11 protein-coding genes are annotated in these 12,356 nt (G+C 71.6%); 9 read left to right on the forward strand and 2 right to left on the reverse strand.

The annotated features are described in order from the left end of the window. Positions 1 to 132: 132 nt before the first annotated feature. Positions 133 to 846, reverse strand: coding sequence for a DUF305 domain-containing protein (locus K1J57_RS17405; RefSeq protein WP_220559619.1), 714 nt, complete (start codon positions 844 to 846; stop codon positions 133 to 135). 439 nt (positions 847 to 1,285) lie between these two features. Between K1J57_RS17405 and K1J57_RS17410 the strand changes: the two genes are divergently transcribed. The 3 genes from K1J57_RS17410 (at position 1,286) to K1J57_RS17420 (ending at position 5,726) form a co-directional block, all read left to right on the forward strand. Next, a complete protein-coding gene (locus K1J57_RS17410; protein ID WP_370634681.1) occupies positions 1,286 to 2,545 on the forward strand; it encodes an LVIVD repeat-containing protein in 1,260 nt (419 codons plus the stop codon). A 229-nt stretch (positions 2,546 to 2,774) separates the two neighbouring features. After that, positions 2,775 to 4,199 carry an LVIVD repeat-containing protein gene (locus K1J57_RS17415; protein WP_220559620.1) on the forward strand — a complete coding sequence of 475 codons (1,425 nt, stop codon included), beginning with the start codon at positions 2,775 to 2,777 and terminating at the stop codon, positions 4,197 to 4,199. Positions 4,200 to 4,322: 123 nt separating this feature from the next. Then, positions 4,323 to 5,726: an LVIVD repeat-containing protein gene (locus K1J57_RS17420; RefSeq protein WP_220559622.1), complete on the forward strand. Its 1,404-nt coding sequence runs from the start codon at positions 4,323 to 4,325 to the stop codon at positions 5,724 to 5,726. A 73-nt stretch (positions 5,727 to 5,799) separates the two neighbouring features. Here K1J57_RS17420 and K1J57_RS17425 read toward each other — a convergent pair whose 3' ends face one another. Next, positions 5,800 to 7,047, reverse strand: a complete 1,248-nt coding sequence (locus K1J57_RS17425) for a hypothetical protein (RefSeq protein ID WP_220559623.1) — start codon at positions 7,045 to 7,047, stop codon at positions 5,800 to 5,802. Positions 7,048 to 7,165: 118 nt separating this feature from the next. On the opposite strand from K1J57_RS17425, the gene K1J57_RS17430 reads away from it, so the two are divergent. From K1J57_RS17430 to mreD, 6 genes are all read left to right on the forward strand, one after another. Next, the gene (locus K1J57_RS17430) at positions 7,166 to 8,518 is read left to right on the forward strand and encodes a folylpolyglutamate synthase/dihydrofolate synthase family protein (RefSeq protein ID WP_220559624.1); all 1,353 of its coding nucleotides are present in this window, start codon (positions 7,166 to 7,168) and stop codon (positions 8,516 to 8,518) included. Positions 8,519 to 8,556: 38 nt separating this feature from the next. Beyond that, positions 8,557 to 8,952, forward strand: a complete 396-nt coding sequence (locus tag K1J57_RS17435; RefSeq protein WP_220559625.1) for a DUF4233 domain-containing protein — start codon at positions 8,557 to 8,559, stop codon at positions 8,950 to 8,952. A gap of 84 nt (positions 8,953 to 9,036) precedes the next feature. Beyond that, a complete protein-coding gene (gene ndk, locus K1J57_RS17440) occupies positions 9,037 to 9,444 on the forward strand; it encodes a nucleoside-diphosphate kinase (RefSeq protein ID WP_220559626.1) in 408 nt (135 codons plus the stop codon). A 398-nt stretch (positions 9,445 to 9,842) separates the two neighbouring features. Then, on the forward strand, positions 9,843 to 10,877 hold the full coding sequence (locus K1J57_RS17445; protein WP_220559627.1) for a rod shape-determining protein: 1,035 nt from the start codon (positions 9,843 to 9,845) through the stop codon (positions 10,875 to 10,877). After that, the gene (gene mreC / locus K1J57_RS17450; RefSeq protein ID WP_220559628.1) at positions 10,877 to 11,779 is read left to right on the forward strand and encodes a rod shape-determining protein MreC; all 903 of its coding nucleotides are present in this window, start codon (positions 10,877 to 10,879) and stop codon (positions 11,777 to 11,779) included. Before K1J57_RS17445 ends, mreC begins: the two co-directional genes overlap by 1 nt. A 2-nt stretch (positions 11,780 to 11,781) precedes the next feature. Further along, the gene (gene mreD, locus K1J57_RS17455; RefSeq protein ID WP_220559629.1) at positions 11,782 to 12,354 is read left to right on the forward strand and encodes a rod shape-determining protein MreD; all 573 of its coding nucleotides are present in this window, start codon (positions 11,782 to 11,784) and stop codon (positions 12,352 to 12,354) included. Positions 12,355 to 12,356 lie beyond the last annotated feature (2 nt).

Genomic DNA, 12,356 nt, shown 5'->3' on the forward strand with positions numbered 1-12,356 from the left:
GCCGGGAGCGGGCACCGGGCGGTTTCCCGCAAGGCGCCCGGCGAGACCGGCCCGGGGAGGCCGTCCGAGCACAGACGGCGCGGCGGGAGGAAGCCTCGCGGCCGCGACCCGGAACGATCCGCCGAACGCGCCCTAGTCCTCGTTCTCGAGGACGGCCTCCATGCGCTCGATCTCGGTGTTCTGCTCGGCGATGAGGTCGTTGGCCATCCTCATCACCGTCTGGTCCTTGCCGTTCTCCAGGACCTCCTCGGCCATGGTCACCGCGCCGCGGTGGTGGGCCGTCATCAGCTCCACGAACAGCCGGTCGAACTCGTCGCCGTCGGCGGCCTCCAGCCGGCCCATGTCCTCCTCGGAGACCATGCCCGGCATGTCCTCGTGGTCCACCTGGAGGTCGCAGGCGGGGACCTCGCCCTCGCCGTGGTGGTCGCCGTCCCCCTCCAGCCCGCAGAAGTTCTGGTGGGCGGGGTTCTCCCGGGCCGGGCCGAAGACATTCGTCTCCAGCCAGCTCTCCATGGCGGTGATCTCCGGGCCCTGGGCGGCGCTGATCCGCTCGGCGATGCCGCCGATGCCCTCGCGCCGGTGGCGCTCGGGGGCCAGGTCGGTCATCTCCAGGGCCTGGGCGTGGTGCTCGATCATCTTCACCAGGTAGACGACGTCGGCCTCGTTGTGGCCCTGCTCCTCGGCCAGGGCGGCGATCTGGTCGGCCGTGGCCGGGGAGGACGACTCGCCGGGAGCGCCGGGGGCGATGACGTTCGCCGACTCCTGCGGCTGCTCGTCCTCCCCGGTGCAGGCCGAGGTTCCCAGGAGTACGAGGGCGGTTCCTGCCGCGAGTACCAGGCGACGCACGGGGTGTCCTCCAAGAACGGGGGTGTGGGGCGGGCCCGGGGGCTGTGCGCCGCCTCCGGCGCGGCGGGCCGGTCGGAGGAGAACGCTCTGCTGGGCTTTCTACTCACTGCCCGGGTGTTTTGTCCACCCTTGGGGGCGTGTCTCCATCGTTTTGTTCGCTCCGCGTGTCCCGGCCGTCCCGTATGTCAGACCTGGTGCCTGTGTACCCATGGCGGCGTTTCTGCTGGTCCGTTGGCCATCGGGAGAGTAAAACACAAAGTAGGCGATTTGTTGCTCTTTGTGTCGGAGGTGGGCCGTGGGCGGGGAGACGGGGCGAGGGGAGGGGCCGGCCCGCGCGCTCCTGCGCTGGGGCGGCGCCAGCGCGGCCGCGGTCCTGCTGGCCGCCGCGACCGCGGTCCCCGGGGCGGCGGTCGCGGAGCAGGACGTCTCCGCCGAGGGCGTGGTCCGGGTGGGCGGCCTGCCCCGGCCCGCGCCGCTGGACCGGGAGGGCGCCTTCAACTCCGACCTGGCGTTCACCGGCGACCACGCCATCGGCGGCAACTACGACGGCTTCGTCGTCTACGACATCTCCGACCCGACCCGGCCCCGGGTGGTGTCCACGGTCCTGTGCCCGGGCGGCCAGGGCGACGTGTCGGTCAGCGGCGACCTGCTGTACTTCTCCGTCGACTACCCCCGCGCCGGCGACGAGTGCGGCGCTGCGGCGGCACCGGCCACCGAGGCCGGCGCGTTCGAGGGCATCCGGATCTTCGACATCTCCGACAAGGAGAACCCGCGGTACGTGGCGGCGGTGCGCACCGACTGCGGCTCGCACACCAACACCCTCGTTCCGGGCGAGGACGGCGAGAGCGACCTCGTCTACGTGTCGTCCTACTCGCCCTCGCCGGACTTCCCCGACTGCCGGCCGCCGCACGACAAGATCTCGATCATCGAGGTGCCGCACGACGACCCGGCCTCGGCCGCGATCGTCAACGAGCCGGTGCTGTTCCCCGACGGCGGGGCCGAGTCCACCACCGGCTGCCACGACATCACGGCCTACCCCGAGCGCGGCATCGCGGCCGCCGCCTGCCTGGGCGACGGGCTGCTGCTCGACATCTCCGACCCGGTGGAGCCGCGGGTGCTCGACCGGGTGCGGGACCCGAATTTCGCCTTCTGGCATTCGGCGACGTTCACCGACGACGCCCGGTACGTCCTGTTCACCGACGAGCTGGGCGGGGGGAGCGCCGCCGTCTGCACCGAGGAGACCGGATCCGAACGCGGGGCGAACGCGGTCTATTCACTCAGCGGTTCCGGGGACCAATGGGAACTCGATTTCAGGAGCTACTACAAACTGCCGCGCCATCAGACCGAAACCGAGAACTGTGTGGCGCACAATGGCTCGCTGATCCCTGTCGCGGGGCGGGACTACTTCGTCCAGTCGTGGTACCAGGGCGGGGTCTCCGTCATCGACCTGACCGACCCCGAGAGTCCGGAGGAGATCGGCCACTTCGACCGGGGGCCCTGGGATCCCGGGGCCCTGCGCACCGCGGGTTCCTGGTCGGCGTACTACTACAACGGGCACGTCTACTCGTCCGACATCCGGAACGGGCTCGACGTCCTCCGGCTCACCGACCCGCGCCTGGAGCAGGCACAGGGCGTGGTCATGGAGGAGTTCAACCCCCAGTCGCAAACGTCCTTTTCCGGACATGGACAACATCCGTAACAACGGTCGCCACCTGGGAGAACATGGAAGCGCATAGGAGGGCGCTGGGAACCGCCGACCCGCGCGGCGCACCACCGACCCCCGAGGGAACCTAGGCACCGTGCGTAGCCGGATGGGGTCGTGTGGACAGTGTGTTAACTGGTGTGTTTCTTTTGTTCCCCCCTATACAGATAGATGTTGAAGTGTGTACTTTCTTCCTGTTCAGCGCCAGACCCGAACAGGAGCCCCCATGGCGTCCTCCCCCATGCCAACCCCTCCGCCGCGTTCGTGGAGATCCACGCTGAAGAGGGGAGCGGTCGCCCTCACCGGTGCCACCGCCCTCGTCGCGTCCCTCCTCGCCCCCTCCGCCGCCTCCGCCGACCCGGCCTTCACCAGTGACGCGGACACCAGCGCCAACGTCACGCACATCGCCAACGTCCCCAAGACCGAGGTGATGAGCGACTTCAACTCCGACCTGGCGTTCACCGGCGACTACGCCATCGGCGGCAACTACAACGGGTTCGTCATCTACGACATCTCCACCCCGGAGAGCCCGACGGTCGTCTCCGAGGTCCTGTGCCCGGGCGGCCAGGGCGACGTGTCGGTCAGCGGCGACCTGCTGTACTTCTCCGTCGACTACGCCCGCGCCAGCGACGAGTGCGGCGCCCCCTCGGTGCCGACCAGCGACCCGAACGGGTTCGAGGGCATCCGGATCTTCGACATCTCCGACAAGGAGAACCCGGAGTACGTGGCGGCGGTGCGCACCGACTGCGGCTCGCACACCAACACCCTCGTCCCGGGCAAGGACGGCGAGCACGAGTACATCTACGTCTCCTCGTACTCCCCGTCGGCGAACTTCCCCAACTGCCAGCCGCCGCACGACAAGATCTCGATCATCGAGGTCCCCATCGACGACCCGGCCTCCGCGCAGGTCATCGACGCGCCCGTCCTCTTCCCCGAGGGCGGCTACCGCAACACCAGCGGCTGCCACGACATCACCGTCTACCCGAAGCACGACATCGCCGCGGGCGCCTGCATGGGCGACGGCATCCTGATGGACATCTCCGACCCGGCCGCCCCGGTCGTCACCGACGTCGTCCAGGACACCAACTTCGCGTTCTGGCACTCGGCGACGTTCACCAACGACGGCGCCACCGTGATGTTCACCGACGAGCTCGGCGGCGGTGGCGGCGCGACCTGCCTGGAGAGCATCGGCTCCGAGCGCGGCGCCAACGCCATCTACACCATCGACGGCTTCAAGAAGGGCGAGCCCGAGCTGTCCTTCGAGGGGTACTTCAAGATCCCGCGCATGCAGGGCAGCACCGAGAACTGCGTGGCGCACAACGGCTCGCTCATCCCGGTCCCGGGCCGCGACTTCTTCGTCCAGTCCTGGTACCAGGGCGGCGTCTCCGTCATCGACTTCAACGACCCGTCCGACCCGCAGGAGATCGGCTACTTCGACCGGGGCCCGATCGATGACAGCCGCCTCGTGCTCGGCGGCTCCTGGTCGGCCTACTACTACAACGGCTACGTCTACTCCTCGGACATCACCCGGGGCCTGGACGTCATCAAGCTGGAGGACCCGCGCTTCCGTGTGGCCGAGCAGGTCCACATGAGCGAGTTCAACCCGCAGTCGCAGCCGGAGTACCGCCCGGGAAGGGGCAACGGCCGCTGACCGCCCCCGAAGACGCCCCCGGCCCTCCGGGGCAGGGGCGGGTGACGTGAGAGGGGCCGCGGCCGTGCACGCCGCGGCCCCTTCACGTACCCCTCGAACACCCCCTAGTGCACAGGAGTCCCGATGCCTGCACCCCGCAACAGGAGAGGCCTGAGCCGTTCCGTCGCCCTGGCGGCGACGGCCGCGGCCTCTCTGCTCGTGGGCCTGCTCGGCCCGGCGACCGCGTACGCGGACACGCCCCCGGCCGACTCGATCCACAGTGCCAACATCGAGCACGTGGCCTACGTGCCCAAGCCCTCCACCGTCCGCAACGTCAACTCCGACCTGGCGTTCACCGGCGACTACGCCATCGGCGGCAACTACGACGGCTTCGTCATCTACGACATCTCCGACCCCGAGAACACCAGGGTCCTGACCGAGGTGCTGTGCCCGGGCGGGCAGGGCGACGTGTCGGTCAGCGGCGACCTGCTGTACTTCTCCGTCGACTACGCCCGCGCGAGTGACGAGTGCGGTGCCCCGGCCGTGCCGACCAGCGACCCGAACGGGTTCGAGGGCATCCGGATCTTCGACATCTCCGACAAGGAGAACCCGGAGTACGTGGCGGCGGTGCGCACCGACTGCGGCTCGCACACCAACACCCTGGTCCCGAGCAAGGACGGCGAGAGCGACCTCATCTACGTGTCGTCCTACTCGCCCTCGTCCAACTTCCCCAACTGCCGGCCGCCGCACGACAAGATCTCGATCATCGAGGTGCCGCACGACGACCCGGCCTCGGCCGCGATCGTCAACGAGCCGGTCCTGTTCCCCGACGGCGGCAACCACGACCAGGACGGCCTGCTGCTGCCCACCCAGGGCTGCCACGACATCACCGTCTACGCCGAGAAGGACATCGCCGCGGGCGCCTGCATGGGCGACGGCATCCTGATGGACATCTCCGACCCCGTGAACCCGGTGGTCACCGAGGTCGTCCAGGACCCGAACTTCGCGTTCTGGCACTCGGCGACGTTCACCAACGACGCCCGGAACGTGGTGTTCACCGACGAGCTGGGCGGCGGCGGGGCCCCGACCTGCACCGAGGAGATCGGCGGCCAGCGCGGCGCCAACGCCATCTACTCCATCAACGGCACCGACGCGGCGCCGGAGATGGACTTCGCCAGCTACTACAAGATCGACCGGCACCAGGGCGACCAGGTCTGCGTCGCGCACAACGGCTCGCTCATCCCGGTCCCGGGCCAGGACTTCTTCGTCCAGTCCTGGTACCAGGGCGGCGTGTCCATCATGGACTTCAACAACCCGAGGAAGCCGAAGGAGATCGCCTTCTTCGACGTGGACTCCCGGGTCGAGGAGGGTGTCCTGGACAACGACACCTGGTCGACGTACTACTACAACGGCTACATCTACTCCAACGACATCACCCGGGGCCTCGACGTCCTGAAGGTGACCGATCCGCGCCTGCGGGCGGCCGAGCGCATCACGTTCGACGAGCTCAACCCGCAGAACCAGGAGAGCTACCGGCCCGGCCGCTAGGCCGTGACCGGTCCACTCCGTGAAGGCGGGGGCGGCGCCCGGGGCGCCGCCCCCGCCCCCTCTCCCGGACCGGTCAGCCGAAGAGGCGGTCGGTCGGCACGTCCAGGACCTCGGTCATCCGGCCGGTGAAGTAGACCGTGCCCAGCGCCAGTACCCGGTCGCCCAGGGCGGCCACCCGTGCGGGGGAGAGGTCGGCGGCGTCCACCCGGCCCCAGTGCGCGGGCGGGGCGTACTCGAACCGCAGGTGCGCCTCGGGCAGGCGCACCATGGTGACCGGCAGGTCGCCCAGCACCGCCACGGCGCCGGAGACGTCCTTGTGGTCGGGCAGGCACAGCAGCACGTGGTCCACCCCGCCCCAGGCGGCGCGCGCGTGGGCCAGCGCCGCGGCCACCCCCACCCGGTCGATCGCCGAGTCCACGATGGCCTCCGCCCCGGGCGTGCCCGGAACCGGGTGCCGCGACAGCCGGGCGGGCAGCCGCAGGGTGCGCAGCACCGCGTGCAGCCGGGCCGGGTCCAGCGGGCCCCGGCCCAGGTGCTCCAGCATCCGGGCGGCGGCGGCCGTGCCCAGCACGCCCGAGGCCGCCGACAGCCCCGGCGGGCGCAGGTCCGCGGGCGGTTCCGTCCCGGGCGCCTCCGGATCGGCGACCTCGGCCCGTACCCGGCCCCCGGTCGCCTCCTCCAGGGCGGCGTCCACGGCCGCGGCCACCTCCGGGGTCTGCGGCAGCCGGACCAGGCGCCGGGTGCGCCCGCCGGCCACGCGCGCCTTCTCCCGGGCGATCTCGGTCACGGTGTCCCCAAGGATCCCCACGTGTTCGGCGAAGACCGCGCCGAGGGCGACCACCTCGGGGCCGATCAGCCGCAGCTCGTCGCGGTGGCCGCCCATCCCGGCCTCCAGCACGCACACGTCGGCGCCGACGTCGCGGGCGTGCAGCAGGGCCGCGACGAGGAACACCCCGCTCGGCGCCAGGTACCCGCCGGACTCCGCGGGGCCGGGCAGGCCGCGCCGTGCCCGGTCGATCCGCGCGCCCAGGGAGTCCAGCACCCCGTCGGAGACCGAGGCCCCGTCCACCCGCACCCGCTCCCGGTAGGAGCGGAAGCTGGGCCCGGTGGCCAGCACGGTCCGCAGCCCCGCCGAGGACAGGGCGGCCGCCGCCGTGGTGGCCGTGGTGCCCTTGCCCTTGGAGCCGACCACCCCCAGCACCGGGGGCCGGGCGCCGTCCAGGTCCAGCGCGCGCATCAGCTCCCGGGCGCGCTCCAGGCTGCGGGTCGAGCCGGCGGCGCGGCCGGCCCACTCGGAGAAGAAAGGGTCAAGGTCGGGCATGCCCCCAGTATGCTCCCGGCCATATCGGGGTCCGGACCCCGTACCCGGAGGTCACGCCCCGGCCGGGCCGCGTACACTGACGCGGTGTGTACACCCCGACTCCGACCTCTCAGCAGCCGTGAGTGAGGACCGCGCCGACGCGCGCTACGCCGAAGTGACGGCGCAGATCCTCGCCCGGGCGCCCGAGACCGACATCGACCCCCGCTTGGACCGCGTCCGCACCCTGCTGGACCTCTTGGGCGATCCACAGCGGAACTTCCGGGTCATCCACGTCACGGGTACCAACGGCAAGACCTCCACCGCCCGCATGATCGACGCGCTCATGCGCGCCCGGGGGCTGCGCACGGGCCGCTACACCAGCCCGCACCTGCGCACCGTCCGGGAACGCATCGTCGTCGACGGGGAGCCCGTCTCCCAGGAGCGGTTCGTCGAGACCTTCGACGACATCCGCCCCTACATCGAGATGGCCGACGAGATGAACGACGCTCCCCTGTCGTTCTTCGAGATCCTGACGGTGATGGCCTACGCGGTCTTCGCCGACACCCCGGTCGACGTGGCCGTCGTCGAGGTGGGCATGGGAGGCCGCTGGGACGCCACCAACGTGGTGGACGGCGACGTCGCGGTGATCACACCCATCGGTATCGACCACACCGACTACCTGCCCGACACCGTCGAGGGCATCGCCGAGGAGAAGGCGGGCATCATCAAGCCCGACTCCGTCGCGGTGATCGCCCAGCAGCCGGTGGCCGCGGCCGAGGTCCTGCTGCGCAACGCGTCCGAGGTCGGCGCCCGGGTGACCCGCGAGGGCATGGAGTTCGGGGTGCTGGGCCGCGAGGTCGCGGTGGGCGGTCAGCAGATCGCCGTCAAGGGGCTCACCGCGAGCTACGAGAACCTCTTCCTGCCGATGTTCGGCGCCCACCAGGCGTCGAACGCCGCCGTGGCCGTGGCCGCGGTCGAGGCGTTCGCCGCCGCGGGCGAGGACGCGGCCGGCCTGGACCCCGGCATCGTCGCCGAGGCCCTCGCCGGGGTCGATTCCCCCGGGCGTCTGGAGGTGGTGCGCACCAGCCCCACCGTCATCGCGGACGCCGCCCACAACCCGGCCGGAATGATCGCGACGGCCGCGGCCGTGGAGGAGTCCTTCGGCTTCTCCCGCCTGGTGGGCGTGGTCGCGATCATGGCCGACAAGGACGTCGAAGGGATCCTGGATCCCCTGGAACCGTTGCTCGACGAGATCGTCGTCACCCGCAACTCCTCACCCCGCTCCCTCGACCCGGAGTCCCTGGCCGCCATCGCGGTGGGCATCTTCGGCGAGGACCGCGTCCACCTGGCGCCCCGACTCGACGACGCGATCGACCTGGCAGTGGGCCGGGCCGAGGACGACGGCGAGTTCGGCGGCTCCGGGGTGCTCGTCACCGGCTCGGTGGTCACCGCGGGCGACGCGGTCCACCTGCTGCGGGGCGCGGGGGAGTAGCGGGCCGACGCGCTCTCATTACGAAGGGAATTCCCACCGTGCGTGTCGTCTGCGCCGTCGTTCTGGCCTTCGAGGTCATCGTCATCGGCCTCTTCATCCCGGTCGCCGTGACCCTGGCGGGCATGGACCCCGCCTTCGCCGGAGGGCTGTGGGGCACCATGGCCGTCGCGGCCCTGGTGCTCGCCGGGCTCCAGAAGCACCGCTGGGCCCACTACGCGTCCTGGGCGCTCCAGGCCGTGTTCCTGTTCACCTCGTTCATGCTCCCGGGGGGCATGCTGGTCGCCGTGGTCTTCGTGTCCCTGTGGGTGACCGGTGTCGTCCTGGGCCGCCGGACCGACGAGATGAAGGCCGCCCATCAGGCGCGGGCCGAGGCCGAGGCCGCCCGGGAGGCCGAGACCGCCGTCGGTGCCTCGTCGGAGTCCCGAACGCGATAGTGTGACGCACGTTTCCGCGTGCACAGACGCCGTGGGCGTCGTGCCCTCGCGCCACGCGGAGTCCAGTGAGGAGCTGAATCGCACGTGGAACGCACTCTCGTTCTCATCAAGCCGGACGGCGTCCGCCGCAGCATCGTCGGCGAGGTCATCTCGCGCATCGAGCGCAAGGGCCTGAGGATCGTCGCGATGGAGCTGCGCACGCTCGACGCCGAGACTGCCAAGACCCACTACGAGGAGCACGCCGAGCGTCCGTTCTTCGGCTCCCTGGTGGAGTTCATCACCGGCGGCCCGCTGGTGGCGCTGGTGGTCGAGGGCGAGCGCGCCGTCGAGGCGTTCCGCGCCCTGGCCGGCGCGACCGACCCGGTCACCGCCTCCCCGGGCACCATCCGCGGCGACTTCGCCCTGGAGGTGCAGCAGAACATCGTGCACGGCTCGGACTCCACCTACTCCGCCGAGCGCGAGATCAAGCTGTTCTTCCCCGACCTGGGCTGATCCCGGTCGCCGGAACCGAGGCCGAAGGGCCGCCCCCGCCGGGGGCGGCCCTTCGCGCCGTTCGGGGGGCGATTGCGCCGAACCCCCCGCACGCCGGGGGCCGCGCGGCTACGCTGTGCTTCCCGGAGCCCCCGCCCGGCCCGGGCCCTCCCGCACCCGGGGACACTCCCGGAGCCCCGGGCCCGTCTCCCGCCGTCCCCCGCGGCCGACGGCGCCGACGGCGCCGCACTTCCGTCCGCGCGCCGCGGACGCGGAGAAGACAACGATTCGGTGTGTTTGCGTAACCAACTAAGTGCCGACCGTTACGATACGGGGGACTGAATACCTATCGTGCCGGAACGACTACGTATGGTCGCCCCGTGCAACCACGTCCGACACGGCGCCTCTGAGGACGTTACATGCCGAACAACCTTGCTTTTCTCGGCCGGGACATGGCCGTCGACCTGGGGACCGCCAACACGCTCGTGTACGTGCGTGGCCGCGGCATCGTCCTGAACGAACCCTCGGTCGTCGCCCTCAACACCTCGACCGGCAAGATCGTCGCCGTGGGCATCGAGGCCAAGCAGATGATCGGCCGCACCCCGACCAACATCACCGCCATCCGCCCGCTCAAGGACGGCGTCATCGCCGACTTCGAGATCACCGAGCGGATGCTGCGCTACTTCATCCAGAAGATCCACCGCCGCCGCCACTTCGCCAAGCCCCGCATCATCGTCGCGGTCCCCAGCGGTATCACCTCCGTGGAGCACCGCGCGGTCAAGGAGGCCGGGTACCAGGCGGGCGCGCGCCGGGTCTACATCATCGAGGAGCCCATGGCCGCCGCCATCGGCGCCGGGCTCCCCGTCCACGAACCGACCGGCAACATGGTCGTGGACATCGGCGGCGGCACCACCGAGGTCGCCGTCATCTCCATGGGCGGCATCGTCACCTCCCAGTCCATCCGGGTCGGCGGCGACGAGCTGGACCAGGCGATCATGACCTTCGTCAAGAAGGAGTACTCCCTGATGATCGGGGAGCGCACCGCCGAAGAGCTCAAGCTCGCCATCGGCTCGGCCTACCCGACCGGGGCCGAGGAACTGCACGCCGAGGTGCGCGGCCGCGACCTCATCAGCGGCCTGCCCAAGACCATCGTCATGTCCGAGTCCGACGTCCGCCAGGCCGTCGAGGAGCCCGTCACCGCCATCATCGACGCGGTCCGCACCAGCCTCGACAAGTGCCCGCCCGAGCTGTCCGGCGACATCATGGACCGCGGCATCGCCGTCACCGGGGGCGGGGCCCTGCTGCGGGGCCTGGACGAGCGCCTCCTGCACGAGACCGGGATGCCCATCCACGTGGCGGACAACGCCCTGGACTCGGTCGCCATCGGCTCCGGCACCTGTGTGGAGAACTACGAGCGCCTCCACCAGGTCCTCGTCCCCGAGCGGCGGCGCTGATGCTGCGCGACAGCCCGAGGTCCCGGCTCACCCTGACGGTGCTCGTCGTCCTGTCGGTGGTCCTGCTCGTCCTGGACGGCCGCGAGGGCCCGAACCCGGTCACCGCGGCGGCCCGCGCGGGCGGCGAACTGGTCTTCGCCCCCGCCGCCGCGGGCGTGGGGTACGTCGCCGCGCCGTTCGGCGGCCTCTACGACACCGTACGGCGCGCCCCCGGGGCCTCCGAACGCATCGCGGAACTCGAGGCGGCCAACGCCGACCTCAAGGAGGAGCTGCACGCCGCCCGCCTCGACGAGGACCGCGCCGAGCGCCTCGACGAGCTCCTGCACCTGTCCGGGATGGGCGGCTACGAGATCGTCCCGGCCCAGGCGGTCACCCGCACCACACCGCGCGGCTACGCCGACGTCGCCACCATCGACGCCGGGACCGAGTCCGGGATCGCCCCGGACATGACCGTGGTCAACGGCCAGGGGCTGGTCGGCCGGGTCATCGAGGCCGGCCCGCGCACCGCCACGGTGCTGCTCGCCACCGACGTCACCTCCGCGGTCGGCGCCCGCCTGGAGTCGACCCGCAAGATCGGCGTCGTCACCGGGGGCACCGTGCCCGGCGGGCCCGAGGCCGACCTCACCCTGGAGCTGTTCGACATGGAGGCGCCCGTGGAGGCCGGGGACCGGCTGGTCACCCTCGGCTCGCACGAGGGGGCGCCGTTCGTCCCCGGTGTGCCCATCGGCACCGTCGAGGAGGTGCAGGCCGCCCCCGGGGCGCTCAGCCGGCTCGCGGTGCTGACGCCCGCGGTCGACTTCGCCTCGCTGGACACGGTCGGCGTCGTCGTCGCCGGCCCGGCCGAGGACCCCAGGGACTCCGTGCTCCCGCCCAAGCCCGACGCACCCGAGAGGGAGAAGTAGCCATGAGGTCCGCCGTGACCCTGCTCTCGGTGGCCGCGGTCGTGCTCGTCCAGGCGGTGGTCGTCAACCGGCTGCCGTTCGGCGCGCTCTCCGACGGCGGCCCCGGCCCCGACCTGGCCGTGGCCGCCATCGTGGCCCTGGCCCTGACCACCGCCCCCGCCGCCGCCGCGGGCTGGGGGTTCGGCATCGGGCTGGCCCTGGACGTGCTGCCCCCGGCCGACCACGCGATCGGCCGCTACGCCCTGATCCTGTGCCTGGCCGGGTACCTGGTGTCGCTGGTCCACCGCAACACCGGGGCGCCCGGCGGGGTCGGCGCCCGCACCTCGCGCCTGTTCGCCCTGGGCGCCGTCCTGGCCACCTCGCTCGGCGTCGGCCTGGCCTACGCCGGGCTGGGCGTGCTCATGGGCGACCCGCGCACGGGCCTGTCCGACACCGTGGTCGCCGTCGGCGTCGGCGCGGCGCTCACCCTGGTGGTCGCCCCGCTGGTGACCCTGCCCCTGCTGTGGCTGCGCGAGTCCCTGTCGGACCACGAGTTCGCCACCGTCCAGGGGCCCATGTCCCCCCGGGGGTGGTGACC

The sequence above is a fragment of the Nocardiopsis sp. MT53 genome (assembly GCF_019598965.1).
In the GTDB taxonomy this organism is placed as follows: domain Bacteria; phylum Actinomycetota; class Actinomycetes; order Streptosporangiales; family Streptosporangiaceae; genus Nocardiopsis; species Nocardiopsis changdeensis.

Bases quoted from the DNA above. Each gene is read 5' to 3' on its own strand.
- K1J57_RS17415 (WP_220559620.1), top strand. From the start codon at position 2,775: ATGGCGTCCTCCCCCATGCCAACCCCTCCGCCGCGTTCGTGGAGATCC.
- mreC (WP_220559628.1), top strand. From the start codon at position 10,877: ATGCTGCGCGACAGCCCGAGGTCCCGGCTCACCCTGACGGTGCTCGTC.
- K1J57_RS17425 (WP_220559623.1), bottom strand. From the start codon at position 7,047: ATGCCCGACCTTGACCCTTTCTTCTCCGAGTGGGCCGGCCGCGCCGCC.
- K1J57_RS17420 (WP_220559622.1), top strand. From the start codon at position 4,323: ATGCCTGCACCCCGCAACAGGAGAGGCCTGAGCCGTTCCGTCGCCCTG.
- K1J57_RS17445 (WP_220559627.1), top strand. From the start codon at position 9,843: ATGCCGAACAACCTTGCTTTTCTCGGCCGGGACATGGCCGTCGACCTG.
- mreD (WP_220559629.1), top strand. From the start codon at position 11,782: ATGAGGTCCGCCGTGACCCTGCTCTCGGTGGCCGCGGTCGTGCTCGTC.